The organism is Microcoleus sp. Pol1C5, from assembly GCF_036701115.1.
Taxonomy (GTDB): Bacteria; Cyanobacteriota; Cyanobacteriia; order Cyanobacteriales; family Microcoleaceae; genus Microcoleus.
This window is the reverse complement of record NZ_JAUBQE010000036.1, coordinates 1-16,095: the sequence shown is the minus strand read 5'-3', so window position 1 is coordinate 16,095 and position 16,095 is coordinate 1. Positions and strand designations below refer to the sequence as shown.

Annotated in this window: 14 protein-coding genes and 2 pseudogenes; 6 read left to right on the top strand and 10 right to left on the bottom strand. The window is 46.7% G+C overall.

Going from position 1 to position 16,095, the window contains the following annotated elements; genetic code table 11:
• Positions 1-88: 88 nt before the first annotated feature.
• A complete protein-coding gene (locus QUA23_RS19685) occupies positions 89-1,843 on the bottom strand; it encodes a DUF3352 domain-containing protein (protein ID WP_333093917.1) in 1,755 nt (584 codons plus the stop codon).
• Between the two features lie 115 nt (positions 1,844-1,958).
• On the opposite strand from QUA23_RS19685, the gene QUA23_RS19680 reads away from it, so the two are divergent.
• Positions 1,959-2,294: a hypothetical protein gene (locus QUA23_RS19680; RefSeq protein WP_333077915.1), complete on the top strand. Its 336-nt coding sequence runs from the start codon at positions 1,959-1,961 to the stop codon at positions 2,292-2,294.
• Positions 2,255-2,416, top strand: a pseudogene (locus tag QUA23_RS19675) (Uma2 family endonuclease); the annotation flags it as partial. The gene QUA23_RS19680 and the pseudogene QUA23_RS19675, both read left to right, overlap by 40 nt.
• 177 nt (positions 2,417-2,593) lie before the next feature.
• Here QUA23_RS19675 and QUA23_RS19670 read toward each other — a convergent pair.
• Positions 2,594-3,199: a pentapeptide repeat-containing protein gene (locus QUA23_RS19670; RefSeq protein ID WP_333077916.1), complete on the bottom strand. Its 606-nt coding sequence runs from the start codon at positions 3,197-3,199 to the stop codon at positions 2,594-2,596.
• 142 nt (positions 3,200-3,341) lie between these two features.
• On the opposite strand from QUA23_RS19670, the gene purL reads away from it, so the two are divergent.
• Together purL and QUA23_RS19660 are read left to right on the top strand one after the other, a co-directional pair.
• Positions 3,342-5,903, top strand: coding sequence for a phosphoribosylformylglycinamidine synthase subunit PurL (purL, locus tag QUA23_RS19665; protein ID WP_333077918.1), 2,562 nt, complete (start codon positions 3,342-3,344; stop codon positions 5,901-5,903).
• Positions 5,904-6,622: 719 nt separating this feature from the next.
• Positions 6,623-6,904: a YiaA/YiaB family inner membrane protein gene (locus QUA23_RS19660; RefSeq protein WP_333077919.1), complete on the top strand. Its 282-nt coding sequence runs from the start codon at positions 6,623-6,625 to the stop codon at positions 6,902-6,904.
• 94 nt (positions 6,905-6,998) lie between these two features.
• Here the strand turns inward: QUA23_RS19660 and QUA23_RS19655 are convergent, their stop codons facing one another.
• The 3 genes from QUA23_RS19655 to QUA23_RS19645 form a co-directional block, all read right to left on the bottom strand.
• Positions 6,999-7,469, bottom strand: a complete 471-nt coding sequence (locus tag QUA23_RS19655) for a ferredoxin (protein ID WP_333077920.1) — start codon at positions 7,467-7,469, stop codon at positions 6,999-7,001.
• A 77-nt stretch (positions 7,470-7,546) separates the two neighbouring features.
• A complete protein-coding gene (locus tag QUA23_RS19650) occupies positions 7,547-7,933 on the bottom strand; it encodes a DUF1257 domain-containing protein (protein ID WP_242716193.1) in 387 nt (128 codons plus the stop codon).
• 40 nt (positions 7,934-7,973) lie between these two features.
• A complete protein-coding gene (locus QUA23_RS19645) occupies positions 7,974-8,183 on the bottom strand; it encodes a DUF2997 domain-containing protein (RefSeq protein WP_015176940.1) in 210 nt (69 codons plus the stop codon).
• A 600-nt stretch (positions 8,184-8,783) separates the two neighbouring features.
• On the opposite strand from QUA23_RS19645, the gene QUA23_RS19640 reads away from it, so the two are divergent.
• The gene (locus tag QUA23_RS19640) at positions 8,784-9,302 is read left to right on the top strand and encodes a serine hydrolase domain-containing protein (protein WP_333093918.1); all 519 of its coding nucleotides are present in this window, start codon (positions 8,784-8,786) and stop codon (positions 9,300-9,302) included.
• Between the two features lie 320 nt (positions 9,303-9,622).
• On the opposite strand, the gene QUA23_RS19635 is transcribed toward QUA23_RS19640, so the two are convergent.
• From QUA23_RS19635 to QUA23_RS19620, 4 genes are all read right to left on the bottom strand, one after another.
• Entirely contained in the window at positions 9,623-10,915 is a 1,293-nt protein-coding gene (locus tag QUA23_RS19635) for a response regulator (protein ID WP_333077921.1), read from the bottom strand.
• A 58-nt stretch (positions 10,916-10,973) separates the two neighbouring features.
• Positions 10,974-13,484 carry an ATP-binding protein gene (locus QUA23_RS19630; RefSeq protein WP_333077922.1) on the bottom strand — a complete coding sequence of 837 codons (2,511 nt, stop codon included), beginning with the start codon at positions 13,482-13,484 and terminating at the stop codon, positions 10,974-10,976.
• Between the two features lie 27 nt (positions 13,485-13,511).
• Positions 13,512-14,300: a molybdate ABC transporter substrate-binding protein gene (gene modA / locus QUA23_RS19625; RefSeq protein WP_333077923.1), complete on the bottom strand. Its 789-nt coding sequence runs from the start codon at positions 14,298-14,300 to the stop codon at positions 13,512-13,514.
• A 99-nt stretch (positions 14,301-14,399) separates the two neighbouring features.
• Positions 14,400-15,137: a class I SAM-dependent methyltransferase gene (locus tag QUA23_RS19620; RefSeq protein ID WP_333077924.1), complete on the bottom strand. Its 738-nt coding sequence runs from the start codon at positions 15,135-15,137 to the stop codon at positions 14,400-14,402.
• 49 nt (positions 15,138-15,186) lie between these two features.
• Between QUA23_RS19620 and QUA23_RS19615 the strand changes: the two are divergent.
• Positions 15,187-15,459 (top strand): annotated as a pseudogene (locus tag QUA23_RS19615) (DUF1348 family protein).
• A 294-nt stretch (positions 15,460-15,753) separates the two neighbouring features.
• On the opposite strand, the gene QUA23_RS19610 reads toward QUA23_RS19615, so the two are convergent.
• Positions 15,754-16,056 (bottom strand): hypothetical protein, encoded by a 303-nt coding sequence (locus QUA23_RS19610; RefSeq protein ID WP_333110479.1) that lies wholly within the window; start codon positions 16,054-16,056, stop codon positions 15,754-15,756.
• Between the last annotated feature and the right edge of the window lie 39 nt (positions 16,057-16,095).

Genomic DNA, 16,095 nt, shown 5'->3' with positions numbered 1-16,095 from the left:
ATTGGGCATTGGGAATTGGGCATAGTTTCTTCCTTCTTCCTTCTTCCTTCTTCCTTCTTCCTTCTTCCTTCTTCCTTCTGACTACTGACTAATTCAGCCGCATAAATATTGTAGCTTTGCGAATTCCTGTTATTTCTCCCGTACTGGTGACAGTGAGCGATCGCAAGTGATCGAACAATGGTCTTGCCGAAAGTTCAATTAACCTCAACAGCGGGATTTGTTTTTCCCAAATTGCCCTGCTGGAGGGCCAGTCTAAATAAAAATAGCCGTCGTTAGATGGCGGTAGCGGTTCTATGCTGGTTTGAAAATCTTGATTGGCAACTAAAGAGCCTGTTTCTGCTGCCTCTAGTGCTGCGTCCATTGCTTCTACTGAAGTGGTGAAAATTTCGTATTTGCCGACGCTGGCTCGAACTCCTTTTGCCTCAGTTTCGATCGCACTTTTTCTCTTATTTTCTTTATCATAATTTTGACTCGTTGTCAACTGCGTCCAAGCGGTAATTTTCTGGTTTCTGAGAGTGAAGCTGCCGATGCTGTATTCTTTGCTGCGGGCAATTTCATCGAGTTTGTCGATCGCCTTTTGGGAATCAGCAGATTTTTCGGCGGCAAAAATCCAGTCAGCACTATTTGACGAATTCGGAAGCACTGCTAAAGCGTATTCTCCTTGTACCCAGTCAAATATATCCTGCGGCAAGTTGACGCCCCAAAGTTGCTGAATATCTGCCAAGGCGCGATCGACTAATTTTGAGACTTCTGTATTAGTGGACACCGCCGATGACAAATCAGCCCAAAAATTCCTTAAATCGGTGCTGGCGACCGCGAAAGGGCTGGCTGAGGGAATGTATTGCAAGGCTTGCACTGGTTCGGAGAGTGTTGGAGATGCTGTGTTTTCTCGCGACGTCACTAAAGCAGTTTGAGCCAGCAATCCCCGTCGGTTGACTCCGATAGCAACTGCGAGAGAATTAAGAGAAACTGGGGGATTTTGGTCGGTTGCTGACTGCGGGAGATTGACAAATGCTAAAGCTATTCTGCCTTGAGTTAGCTGCTGTAAAGCTTTTTGATACTCGGGGGTATTGTTGAGATTTAGGTTGGCTGATTCAACGTTATTAATTGCCTCTCGTATCACATTGGGGCTATTGGCAAATAAAACAAAATTTTGGTTATTTCCCGAATTTAAATTACCGCCGATTGCTGCTGTTGCAAAGCTGGGCGGCAAAGTTGTATTCGGCAGAGAAAACGGGTTAAAAGGCGAAGGAGAAGCAGATTTTTTCTTGGCTATTGGTGCTTGTTTATAATTAATTTTCACGCCTTTATATAGTTCCGAATGAACTGTTTTATCGGCACGAGATTGTTTTCGCCAGTAGGCGTCGAGAAATTGTTGGCTGCGATCGGCATTTTGGGAGGAAACGGCCAGCAAAAACCCAGTTTCTTTGCCGTTGCTGCTGTCGCCATCGAAATCGGGCGTTGTGACGGCGAGGGTAATTTCGTCACCTATCCAAGGTTGGATATCTCTACTGTAATCCAGGCCTGTACTGGCGAGAAAACTTTTTTTGATTTGCTCAAATTCTGCGTGCGATCGACTTCTTTCTTCGGGACTAGCAAAAACTTGTCGCAATGCTTCGAGGCGATCGGGATTTACCAGCATTGATGCTAACAAAGGTGCTTGTTTCGAGACAAACACAGCCGCAGCCGGAGTAGTTGTCGGCCCGCCGTTGAGCAAATTCAGGGGAGTGTGAGTTGTCAGCCAGTAAAAACCACCGGCACTCAAGCCTAAGAGTGCCAAGACGCCAGCAATGAGGAAAGAAAAGAACGATCGCAGCTTCATACAACTAGGACTAATGACCACAGTCTATTATTAACTAGAGTAGCGCATGACCGTAGCTGTCGGCAGATACTTTTTGTTCAGTTCGCAAAAGAAAAAGATAAACTAAAATATACTCAAGCTTTAAAACCCACGTAAAATGCTAACAATATCTACGCCCGCCGAACAGCGAGTTTTACTGCAAAATATCAGTTGGCAATTATATGAAAGCCTGCTAGCGGAACTGGGAAACAAACGTTCCGCCAGAATTGCTTATCATCAAGGTCAATTAGAAATTATGGTGCCCCTACCGGAACATGAAAATCGCAAAAGGCTAATCGATCGCTTAATTGTAACTCTCATAGAAGAACTCAATCTAGAGTACAACCCCTTTGGGTCGATGACTATTAAAAAACGCAAAAAAGCAGCGGTAAAGAACCAGATTCATGGTATTACATCCAAAATGAAGCACTGGTCAGAGGGAGAACAGAATTAGACTTTGCTCAAGATCCGCCGCCCGATTTAGCACTGGAAATTGATATTACCAGCAGTTGCTTAAATCAATTCGATTTATATGCAGATTTAGGCCTACCAGAAATTTGGCGGTACGACGGACGAAGCATCAAGTTTTATCAATTGCAAAATGGCGAATATGCCCAGTGCAATTTTTCCCGGGCTTTCCCAATGCTACCGACTGCAAAAGTTGACGAATCTATCGATCGCACTCAAACTACAGGCGCAACCGCAGCAGTGCGAGAATTCCGGGAATGGGTAAAAAATCAGTAATTGTGCAGTCTACCACGGCACTCCTCGCGCATCGGAAAAATCGGCATCTAGAACCGCCCCAGGATCGAATACAGCATCAGTTAAATCAGCTTTTCTAAACGACGTTATCGACAATTTTTCTATTTGTTCAACAGCGATAAAAAATCCGATCGCCGTTAACCCAAGAATTACCCCAGAAACCAAAAATAAGACAATTCCCCTAATAGTATCTCCGCCCAAAAATGTCACAATACCGCTAGCCCCGATCGCAGCAGCAGCCCCAGCCACAGCCCCCGCCACAATTCCAGCCTCGCCCCGAGTCGCAGCAATCGCCGTAGCAGCCGTTCCGGCCACCGCCACTGCCCCCGCATCTGCCCCGGCAATCAGCCCCGTCAAAGCCCCAGCCCCCGTCACTGTCACGGCTGTCACCCCAGCCCTAGCAATCAAATTTCTCACCCGCCTGCGGCTTTGTCCGGTTCTGACACCCTGAAAATTTGCCCCCCTCAAAATCGCCCCGGTGAAATTGCAGCCTCGAATGTCGCAACCGCTGAAATTCGCCCCTGACAAGTCAAGCCCTTTAAAAGAACGGTTCCGCAAGTTTTGGTTAGCAAAATTGAGATTTCGAGGTTGAGTCATTCGATTTTAGATTTTAGATTTTAGATTTTAGATTTTAGGTTAGCAACCCAAAGACCTAGGATTATAGATTTTAGATTAGAGATTTTAGATTAACCAAGCACAGGGCATTTAGAATAAAGCCTGTGGTTTATAACGAGTTTCCATGTCTCCCATCTCCGAATCCCCATTTTCCCCCGAACAAATTGCCGGTGAAAGACTCACGCCTGAAGAATATGAAGAAATCGTTCAGCGTCTAGGTCGCCATCCTAATAAAGCTGAATTGGGAATGTTCGGCGTTATGTGGAGCGAACACTGCTGTTACAAAAATTCGCGACCGCTATTAAAACAGTTTCCCACAGAGGGCGATCGAATTCTCGTCGGGCCCGGAGAAAATGCCGGCGTCGTAGACTTGGGAGAAGGCTTGCAACTCGCCTTCAAAATTGAATCGCACAACCACCCGTCAGCAGTCGAACCTTTCCAAGGTGCGGCAACCGGTGTCGGCGGGATTCTCCGGGATATCTTCACAATGGGTGCACGCCCGATCGCACTTTTAAATTCCCTGCGTTTCGGCAATTTAGACGACGCTAAAACTCAGAGATTGTTCAAAGGAGTAGTATCAGGAATTTCTCATTATGGAAATTGTATCGGAGTACCCACAGTTGGCGGCGAAGTTTACTTCGATCCTGCTTATTCCGGCAACCCATTAGTTAACGTCATGGCCTTGGGTTTAATGGAAACTCAAGAAATCGTCAAATCTGGGGCATCGGGAATCGGAAATCCCGTGCTTTACGTCGGTTCAACTACCGGGCGAGATGGCATGGGAGGAGCAAGTTTTGCCAGTGCCGAATTGACAGACAAATCAATGGACGATCGCCCCGCAGTCCAAGTAGGAGATCCATTTTTAGAAAAATCCTTAATTGAAGCTTGTTTAGAAGCATTCAAAACAGGTGCAGTCGTCGCCGCCCAAGATATGGGCGCGGCCGGAATTACCTGTTCTACATCAGAAATGGCAGCCAAAGGCGGCGTCGGCATTGAATTCGATTTAGACAAAGTTCCCGTTCGAGAAAGTGGCATGATTCCCTACGAATACCTGCTTTCAGAATCCCAAGAACGGATGTTGTTTGTTGCCCAAAAAGGACGCGAACAGGAATTAATCGATATTTTCCACCGCTGGGGATTGCACGCGGTAGTCGCGGGGACAGTTATCGAAAAGCCGATCGTCCGAATTCTATTTAAAGGCGAAATCGCTGCCGAAATTACCGCCACTGCTTTGGCAGATAACACGCCAATTTATCACCGAGAACTGTTGACAGAACCGCCAGAATATGCTAAAAAAGCATGGGAATGGACGGCGGATTCCCTGCCACAATCCACAGTTAAAGGTATCGAAATTAACGGCAATTTCCAAACTTGGAATCAGATTTTGCTGACGCTTTTAGATACTCCCACCATCGCTTCTAAACGCTGGGTTTATCGCCAATACGACCATCAAGTGCAAAACAATACTGTTGTTTTACCGGGAGGCGCTGATGCTGCGGTTGTCAGATTGCGTCCGCTAGAACCCTGCCAATCTTCCCTTGGTAACGGGCTAGAAGTACACCCCTTTGCTAAGGGGGATCTACAGAGAGAAAATGCTGTTTCTCTAGCTTCTGAAAGCAAACAGGAAGAAGAGGTAATTCCTCTATTTAAAAAGGCACAAGGTAGGGAAACTCCAAAAGTTTCTCCCCCCCTTAGCAAGAAGGAAGCGCCCCTGGGGGTGATTCCTGGGGTTGCTGCAACGGTTGATTGCAATTCTCGTTATGTTTATCTCGACCCTTATGAAGGTGCAAAAGCAGTCGTAGCGGAAGCAGCAAGAAATTTAAGTTGTGTGGGTGCTGAACCTCTGGCAGTTACTGATAATTTGAATTTTGGCAGTCCCGAAAAACCTATCGGATATTGGCAGTTAGCCTCAGCTTGTCGCGGGATTGCTGATGCTTGTCGGGAGTTGGGAACGCCTGTGACTGGCGGCAATGTTTCTCTTTACAATGAAACTGTTGATGCTGAGGGGAATCCTCAACCAATTTATCCGACTCCGGTAATCGGAATGGTGGGGTTAATTCCTGATTTGAAGAAGATTTCCGGTCAAGCTTGGCTAAAGAAAGGTGATTTAATTTATGTGTTGGGAATGGGGGAATCATCCCAAAACTCAGAACTTTCATCTGAAAGCTCAAAAATCGCAACTTCTCCTACTCTCGGAGGTTCGGAATATTTAGCCGCAATTCACGGGATTGTAGCTGGGAAACCGCCAAGGATAGATTTTGAGTTGGAAAGAAAAGTGCAATCAGTTTGTCGCGATGGAATTCGGCAAGGTTGGGTAGGTTCTGCCCATGATTGTGCGGAAGGTGGAATTGCGATCGCCCTCGCGGAATGCTGTATCTCTGCTAAAATGGGTGCGGAAATTCATCTCAGTTGTAATTCGGGAAATGTCAGTCGCTGGGATGAAATTTTGTTTGGAGAAATGGGCAACTGCATTGTAGTTTCAGTCGCACCGAAAAATCAAGAAATTTGGGAAGCTTACCTGCAAGAACATTTGACAAAAATGTGGCAGAAAATAGGTTTAGTTTGCTGTGCTGAATCACCTTTGCGGGTTGTGAGTGCTGACAATCAAGTGTTAATTGAGGTGGCGATGGGTGAGATGGGCGATCGATTCTATAATGCGATCGAGCGTCGGATTGCATCTGTTTGATTGCGCCTCATATAGAGGGCGGTTGAAACCGCGTCTACACAGACGAAACCCCGCCTTCGCGGGTTACATTTCTTGAGTCCGCGAAGGCGGACTTTGTTTGTGTAGTAGCGATTGAAAGAGACTGTTGGCGAATATCTGAGGGGTCAAACCTCTTAGATATCGCCGTCCTGAATAGGCAGAATGATTGTGTAATCACGCACCATATTAAATCATTTATTATTACTCTTCACCCTCGCGACAGGTCATTGATTCCAGAAATGAGCGCCTCCGTAGCACGAACCTCCTTTCTCCAAGGCAATCCCTATATGAAAATGCGCGACGAATTAGGAGTATTGTATTTGGATGCTGACTTTATTACCTTGTTTCGAGCTGACTGCTGTTAAATTGCTTTATCACCTAGATAAGATTCGGCGGTTGAAAGCGCTGTATAGAGCCAAACGCAGTCTGCGGAGGCCGATTGGAACAAGTAAGGCGCTCTTCGGCGCACTTTACGCTATTTTGAGAAAAAACAAGCTTTCGTTAGTGGAGTTTTCAAACTGTCCACTCGCTGCGAGTCTTCCTTGAGACTCAAACCCTATCTACACCGTTGAAATATTTAGTAAAAAGCCCGATCGCACTGTTCACTTATCGAAACTGTCCCTTCCTCTCCTGACCGCTTCACTCACGCTATCTATTCTTTAAGTTAATGAACCAAAAGATATATTTGACTTAGAGGCACTATGCAGAAACAAATCCTACGCCAAAAAGATACTAATGCTTGGATACTTCAGTGCTGGCTTTCTTTTATTCTTGCCATTTCCGCCACTACAGTAGGTATCATTTATTTACAGGTAGATCCCTGGCAAAAAGCTTTTATGGGTATGGGTTTAACTTTTTCAGTCGGCTCGTCTTTTACTTTAGCAAAAACCATTCGCGATAACAACGAGGCAACAACATTAACTGCCAGAATCGACGAAGCTAGAGTTGAGAAAATTCTCGCTGAACACCATCCTCTCAAATAAATTTGACTATACAATGTATACAAGAAACAGCCCGCGCGGGCTGTTTTTGTTCTTTGAGCCACAGGTTTCAAGCTGCGGATGGGAATTGGGGATTTCAATGGCTACCTTTGAACTTGCGATCGCGCAACTTATTCTTTTGTCGCTGGCGAACACCGGCCCGAACCATCGCCATATCCACCGGAAAACCAACGACAGGCATCACCTGATTCTTGCGTTCTTCTTCCAGATTCTTGAGTTCGGTGTAATCAACCCAGTGAATGCAATTCACCGGACAAGTGTCGATCGCCTCAGCAATCAACTCTTCAGAATCCCCGTCTTGTCGAACTACGCGCGATCGACCGTAATCCGGTTCAATATAAAAAGTATTGCGAGCAACGTGAGCGCAGTGCTTGCAGCCAATGCAGGTAATCTCATCAACATAGACACCTTTTTGGCGCAATACCCCGCCCAACTCCGGTTCCAAACCAGAGCGATCGGGCGCATCCCGCAAAAATCCTCCCAACTCCGGCTCTAAACCAGAGCGATCGCTTGCTGTATCTATTCCGAGTCCAGAAAGCTCAGACATTTAGACCCCCACAATAGTAAATAAGTCCGCGAAAGCGGACTTTGATGAGACAAGATTGCAAAAATCTCGAAAAATTATTAAGCGCACCAGCGTTGCACCACCAAGCGGAGCGAACCGTCTTGATTTTGCTTTTGCTCAGAAATTTGGAAACCCTGCTTAGCGCTTTCATTCACCACAGTATGGTAAGCGTAGCGCTGAGTCACCTTATTCAGAAAACGGTCTACAGACCAAGCTTGCTGCCAAAACTGCAAGTCAGCCACTAATTCATACTCAGTCCCGTTCCAGCTAAAACCTACGTCGTAGCCGTTTTTTTGCTCAATCACGACCTCAGCGGTGCTGGTTAAGCCGCGATAGCCGCGCACCTCAGTCGGGCCCGACTTCCAGTCGATACCCAAGTCAGTTAAAGCAGCTTCCAAAGAATTCAAATTGCGGATCTGGGTCTTAATTTGGCTAAAATGTGACATGGTGGTTCCAAAAAAACTTAAGTGAACTCAACAAAAAAAATTACCAATCGCTAAAAGCCACTTGGGCCGTCGCTTCGGCTGACTGATGCAGCGCTTGCGTGAAATATTCAGATGTTGACTCTTGGTGAAGCACCACGCCGAGCTGAGCTTCAATTGCAGCCGTTACCTCAGCACAGGAAGCACCGACAATGCCGGTGACTGTTTCCTGTACGCGGCCATCTGGATAGATCACAAACTCTAGTGTTTCCATAATTCGGGCTGACTGAATAGGAATATTGAGAACAGACACCGACACCAGCAAGCCAGGGACGATGCCTCCTGAAGTAGCTTCTTGAGAGTTGGCTGACTGACAAAGCGCTATATCAATTTTGACGAATTGATAGGTTTTGAGTCACAACTTAACAGAACTTATTAATAGGTAGAAGCAATACATCAGTTGTATGTAAAGTTTCGCGTAGATCGTGACATCAGTCAAGTCATACATGAGTCGCGAATATTAGCAACGGCTATTTGGGATTGATCCTCGGGGAGGGAGGATGGATCGCGAGATAGTAGACCCAGGCTAAAGTGCCGTGTACTTCGCCCTACAGATAGTAAGCTATTGGGCATCTAAATTTTATTTTTCGGGCGGGCGGGACACCCCACAAGAATCCTATCGGAAGTGACGGTAAAACTTAGATGCGTCGGGGCTTATCTGTTCGTAAGTTTCGTAAACGTAAAATACGGTCGCGCGTTTGATACCCAAATTCTTAAAAAAGTCTAGGTTCTAGGTCTTCTGTTTTTCCTGCAGGATTACTTATCAATTAGCGCCAATTAAATAATCATGAATTATCAATATTTTTAGTCTAAAATCGATCGAATTACGCAGGATTATCTAAGCAAGAGAGAAAAACTGGCTTTAACGATCGGAGTAGTTGAGCAAGGGCATCATTACATCAAAGGATTTGGCAAGCTCAGCGACACCGTTTCTGCTATTCCTAATGCTGGTACAATTTACGAAATCGCTTCTGTAACTAAACTATTTACAAGAACAGTTCTGGCAAAATTAGTGAATGATGGCACTGTCGATCTACACGCTCCGATTCGTCTCTATTTGCCCCTAGAAGTCATCAACCAGTTAAATCCTGCAGTCCAATCTATCACCCTGCAACAGTTAGCAACCCATACCTCTGGACTACCCCGTTTGCTAGAGAGTTTCCTGGAAGAAATTCAATATCCCAGCAATCCTTACCTTCACTACACGGCGCAGGAAATGTATGCAGATATAGCAGAAATCACGCTGCTGAGCGAACCCGGTCAAAGCTACGAATACTCTAACTTTGGCATGGGCTGGTTAGGACGGGATCGATTGCTGAAACCCTTGCTCTGATTACCTCTGCCCTGCCTTCTGCCTCCTGCTATAGCTATCCTCTCGAATTACGGTGATGCAGCAAAGGATGATTTCTCGGTGGATGAAATGGGGATAACGATATTAATGGAACTAGCTTCGCAGTAGCGCCAGCTAATACATCCAGGACTTATACAAAAAATAGTTTAATGCGTTACCGATAGGGGTTAAGGTGCGTAATGCACAGCCTACAGTATTAGTTTGTGAGTAAGTCCTATTACCATAAAATCCTAATTACTATTCTCTAAAATAAAGAGTATTCAAATTGATTGATAATTGTTGCCGCAACCGTAACCGTTATTTTAAGCAACCTGTGCCATGACCTGCTGCAGCGGAATCTTTACTACAAACTCAGTGCCCTTCTCCAGAGTCGAATAACACTCAATCTTGCCACCGTGTTTTTCAGTGACGATTTGATGACTGATCGACAGTCCCAAACCAGTGCCTTTGCCCACGGGTTTGGTGGTGAAGAACGGATCGAATAGTTTAGAGCGAATGGGTTCCGGGATACCGACTCCATTATCGGCAATGCTAATCGCGATCGAGTTAGCACTACCGATCGAGGTGCTGATGGTAATGGTAGGTTGTTGGTTATCCCTGACACCTGATGTCTGCAAGGCATCGATCGCATTGCTGAGGATATTCATGAATACCTGGTTGAGTTGACTGGGGTGGCATTCGACCTCCGGTAATTGCCCGTAATTTTTGATGACTTCGATGGCAGGAAAATCGGGTCTGGCTTTCAGACGGTGTTGCAAAATCAACAGAGTGCTGTCGATACCGGCATGGATATCAACGGGTTTGCAATCGGCTTCATCGAGGCGGGAGAAGTTGCGCAGGGAGAGCACCAGTTGGCCAATCCGATCGCTCCCCATTTTCATCGAACCCAGCATCTTCCACAAATCCTCTTGCAAAAATTCCAGATCCAGGTATTCTGCCCGCTCTCGGATTTCTGCTACCGGATTGGGATAGTGCTTCTGGTACAGTTGCACCAACTCCAGCAGCTCCTGAACGTATTCTTTGACATAGTTCAGATTGCCTTGAATGAAATTCACCGGGTTGTTGATTTCGTGTGCCACTCCCGCCACCAATTGGGCTAGGGCAGACATTTTTTCACCTTGCACTAGATGCACTTGAGCTTGCTTGAAACTTTCTAAGGCCTGGTTGAGTTCGTTGGTGCGCTGTTCCATGATCCGGGTGGCATTCCGCAGTTGGAGATGCACCCGAATCCGTGCCAATACTTCTTCATGCTGAATCGGCTTGGTGATGTAGTCCACCGCACCCAGGCTCAGCCCTTTGACCTGATCCACCGAGTCGGAGAGGGCGGTCATGAAAATAACTGGAATATCGCGAGTGGCGGGATTAGCTTTGAGCCGCTGACAGGTTTCAAAGCCATCGATCCCTGGCATCATCACATCCAGCAAAATCAAATTGGGCTCAGACGATTGCACTCGTTGCAGTGCAGTTTCACCATTTTTGGCGATCGCCACCCGGTAGCCCTGTTCGCTCAACACATCAAACAATACTTGCAGATTGGTTGGGGTATCATCTACGACTAAGATCGTGTTTTCTTGAGATATAGAATAGACTGACATCAGCAAACTCCTAAATATATTGAAGGCATGAATGGCCAATAGTAGATCGATAAAGTTGCTAAACCCGTGGCTCGATTAGATGCAGAATAGCTTCCTCATCAAACTGTTGACTTAGTTCTAGAACTCGGTTCGCAAAGGCAATATATTCCGGCGCTAATTTCTTTAAGCGATGGGCTTCCTGCTGGATATCGGTCATAAAACCACCCTGAGCCGCAGCATAGAGGGTTGCCAGTTCAGCAGCAGGCGGTATTAAGATGCTAACCTCATCGGCGTTGCTGACAGCGGGTTGAGTCGCCTCTGTTTCGGTTGCGTAAATCCACTGCAAGTCTAAATGTCGCTGTAATTCGGCAAGCAACCCAGTAAACTCGATCGGTTTGGGGAAAAAGCTATTGCACCCTGCATCCAGACTTTCCTGTATATCCACCTGAGACAGAGTAGCAGGGGAGGCAATGATCGGAGTTTGGGCAAAGTCTGGCAATTGTCGCAGGCGACGGGTCATTTCTAAGCCATCCATAATCGCCATATGTATATCGGTAATAATCAAGTCGGGTCGCGTCTGGATAGTGGTATCCAAACCTGCCTGCCCATTATCAGCTTCTGTCAGCTTGAAGCCCAGCGGTTCCAACATATTCACTGCCACCAGACGGTTTTCTTCCCGATCGTCAATGACCAGAATTTTGCGTCGTTCGCCCTGATAGCCAATAACCTTGTGGTTGGCGATCGCATTTTGTGTTGTCCAATCCGATGCTGGAAGCAAGTCGATCTCAAACCAGAAACTGCTGCCCTGGCCCAATACACTCTCGACGTGAATTTCGCTGTCCATCTTCTCGATGATTTGTTGACCGATGGCAAGTCCTAGTCCAGTGCCTTCGATGTTGCGATCGCGTTTCCCGGCCTGCTCAAAGGGTAAGAAAATCGTGGATAGTTTTTCTGGGGCAATGCCAATGCCAGTGTCTTTAATTAGGAAGCGAATTCTTGAAATTTTTGAGTTTTGAGTTTTGAGTTCTGAAGTTGAGTCTTCTGACTCCACCACTTCTACCCGAAACGTGACGGTGCCAAAATCGGTAAATTTGACCGCATTGCTGAGCAGGTTGAGCAACACTTGCCGCAGGCGTTTGTCGTCAGCATGGACGGCAGTGGGCAGATTGCTCGCGGGCTGGTAATGAAACTCTACGCCTTTTTGCACTGCCTTGACGCGGCAAATATCCACAGTAGAAGAGAGGAAGTTAGCCAGATGAAAATCCTGGGGATAGAGTTCCATCTTTTGCACTTCCAGCTTGGACAGATCCAGAATGTCGTTGATCAGGGTGAGTAAATGGGAACCGCATTGATAAATCACCCGCAATCCTTTCATCTGTTTGGCGGTGGTGGCGGGGTCGCGCTGGAGGATTTGGGTATAGCCGAGGATGCCGTTGAGGGGGGTACGGAGTTCGTGGTTCATGTTGGCAAGAAACTCGCTCTTGGTGCGGTTGGCGGCTTCGGCTGCTTCTTTTGCCCGCAATATTTGTAGTTCTACGGACTTGCGATCGCTAATATCGCGGCACACAACAACTCCCCCTTTCAATGCACCACTGGCATCTTTGAGCGGTCTGCTACTAACAGTCATCCAGACGCCCTGTTGGGCTTTGCTATGACGGCTAAAAAGTTCCATATTGTCTACCTGCTCACCCCGAACAGCCCGCACTAAAGGAATTTGCTCCGCTAGGATCGGAGTTGCCCCATCGCCGTGAAACAGTCCATATTGCTCGGACCATTCTTCCGGCTGGCTGTCGGTTATTTTGCCAAACATCTGCTCGGCAGCGGGGTTAAACAGCAGCAATCGACCCTTTTCATCGGCAACGAGCACGGCATCGCTCATGCTGTTGAGGATTAGTTGCAACAGGCTAGTCTGGTTTTGAAACGTCTGGTTACTTTGCTGAAGGTCGGTTTCGGCTTGATTCCGCTTCAGGATTTCACGGCAAATCAGGCGGTAAGTCCACAAAATAATTCCTAGGTTGAGGGCGATGCCCACCAGAAATGCCATCATTGCCAGAAGGGTTGTGTGGGTGGCAGCTTGCTGTTTCTGCCGCCACCCTACGGTTTCCATCGCTTCGATCTGCTGGGTCAGCAGGGTAATCTCGTCGAGCAGTCGTGGGGGGGTGCGATCGATCGCCGCCGCCACCCCTTTGGTGTCCCGGAGTTCCACGCCCTGCCGGAGTTCCTCCAGACGACGCAGGATAAATTCTTCCAGGCGCTTGGTAGCTGCCTGTTGGCGGGGATCGTTCTCTAGCAAGCTTTGCAATTGTCGCAATTCTTGATCGACATCGATCGTCCGAAGCCCAAATCTCCTGAAGTCATTTTTGTTTTGCGCCAGCAGGTATTGCCGCTGGATCTTTTCAGCATCCTGAAATGCACTGGTCAACGCTTCCAAACTCTTAAGCGCTTTTAGATGTTGGGCGATCTGGCGGTTAGTTTCTAAGGTGCGGTTAGCGCTCCAAAATGCGATTCCACTCACTGCTAATGCCAGGAAAGTGGCTGCTCCCAGGCTCCAGGCAACGGTTTTGAGAAAGTTAGAGGGTTGTTTCATCATGTCTGTCTCGTGCTTAGTTTCGTCGATCTAAGACCGCAGAGGGCGGAGTCCAAATTTTTGAAATACTGCCATTGCCCGATCGCTGCTTAAAAAGTCCAGATACGCCTGTATTTCCTGGAGATGGCGAGAGGTTTTAACCACAGCGGTACCGGAGCGAATTGGCTCATAGAGGTCGGGCGATACGGTGGCTAATACCTTGACCTTGGAAAAAGCTTTGGCTTCTGGCAGAAAGGTAATGCCCACCTCTGCCTCTCCCTGCTCGACGGCTCGCAAGATTTGCCGCACATCCACCTTTGCCCAGACTGCCTTGGATTCCACTGCCTGAAGGATGCCTAACCGACTCAGAATGGGGTGGGTATATTGGCCAACCGACAGGTCTTTGTTGCCAATTGCCACCGTTTTGAGGCGATCGCTCGCTAACTCGTGCAAATCATTCAGTGGCACCGCAGAATCAGCCGCAGCAATCACCACAATGTCGGTGGTCACTAACTCCCGACGGCTTTCCGGCAGAATCAGCCCTTGGGCTTGCAACGCATCCAGCGGTGAAATATCGGATAACAAAACCCCATCAAAAGGTTCTCCCTGCTCAAGGGCTGCCAGGGTTACGGCTGTTCCGGCAAATGTCGGATTCAACCAGATATTGGGGTGTTCCTGCTGATAGAGTCGATCGATTTCCTCCAGGGCAGTGCGAACCATGCCTGACGCAGCCAAATTGAGCGTCACCGCCTGGATTTGGGGTGGGGAGGAGCAACTGCCCAGCCAGAGGGTGAGCGTCAAGGAGAGGAAGCACAATGTCAGCCTTCGGAGGAGTTTCATATCAGGTTTCGTGAGATTTCAGTTTCTAAGCCTTGGATGGGGCTGTAAATTTCGGAACAGTCACTACAGCGACTCTCGGTTCTCTCTAATATAAAGTCTCTAATATAATTTCTTGGCAGTGATACAAACCATTCCATTAATCATCTCGTTCTGAAGTACCTGTAAACCTATTTCAGATAGCCGATCGCACAACCAATTTTTATTGAGCCGCAGTTTTTGGTAACAACTGGTACTGAATGACCACCGATCGCCCTGTTTTTGATAGAGTAAGTCATGGACTGCTACGCTGTTTTCCTGATACTCCAAGAAACAAGTGAGGATTGTAAATTCATCACTTTGTACAGGAATAAAACGCTGAGTTCCATGAAGCTCTGCTGAAACATAATCGCGGAAAGTTAAAATCAACATCCCATTCTCAATTAGCCAGCGCTCAATGTCCAAAAGTAATGAATCGACAGCACTCAATGATTCTAGGTGTGTAAGTGTGTCGCCCATGCAAACAATGAGCTGCGCCTGTTCCTGAATATGTTGCGAGAAATTAAGCAGATCGTCGTGAATGGTACGGATGGAAAGATGTTTAGCGCGATCGCGTAACTCTGAAAGTAGGGCATCACAGAAATCTATAGCTACTACCGAAAAGCCTAGTTTTGCTAAAGGAATAGATTGAAATCCTGAGCCTGCACCTAAATCAATGGCTAATCCTCGCGGTGCGGAGTCGAGCCCCAATTGACAAAAAAGAGCGTGATTTCGTTCGATCGCTGCTTCAGGATTTCCTGACATCCAACTGTAAACGGCAGCAAGTTGCTGGTTATAGTGGTCTTGTGCTGTGTTCATCATTATGCTAAGTTCGATGACTCGTTGAAAAGGAGCAAAATCATTCAACCCGATGGAAACTAAACCACCACTGCCGCCTTTTACGCGGGAAACTGCTAAAACTCAAGTTCAAATCGCAGAAGATGACTGGAATAGTCGCGACCCAAAACGAGTAGCTTTAGCTTACACCGAAGATTCACCGTGGCGTAACCCGGCCTAACTTTTCAGTGGAGAATAACAAATCCAGGCTTTATTAAAACGTAAAGGGGCAAAAGAACTAGACTACTGTTTGAAAAATGAACTGTGGAGTTTTACAAAGAAGCTGATTTTTGTGCGCTTTGAATAGCAGTGGCACGATGGCCAGAGTGCGGATTTCTTCCTTTAAATAATCCCAAAATATCGAAGTAAGAGGGAAAGGGGAAGAGCTGAAGGGGTGACGAAAATGGCTACAAGACTGTTCTGCTGAGCTTTGCAGCCCTTTTACCTCGTTGATTGTTTGACAGTTTATTGGGGTGTAAACTAATATATTCTCTAACTTATTCTTGACAAATATCCATAAAATTTACCCTATTTTCCGCCGGCATACCCCCTTTAAATGTACTGTGCGAACAATAAATACGTTTGGGTTTTTTTTGAAGATCTACATATTTTTGCGCTCCACTCTTGTGACTAATTTTCCTTTAATAATTGTCGCTGTATAAGCGATGCTTACTAACACCATTAAGGTGAATAGCCTGGGTTCTGATACTTGGGTATCTTCAATGTTATAGCTACCGCTTTTATAATCTCTAAACATTTCTTCTATATCAAATCTTTGTTTATCAGGGCTTATAGCAGCTTTTAAGGTTTTCAAGTTAGTTAATATAAACCATCCTTCTTTGACTGTGACTCCGCGATATTTTCCTTTAGACATCTCCCAAAACTCGCAAAGCTTATCTGGCAAAGGCTTTGCGAATTATAACTCTTCTCAAAAATCTCTGCC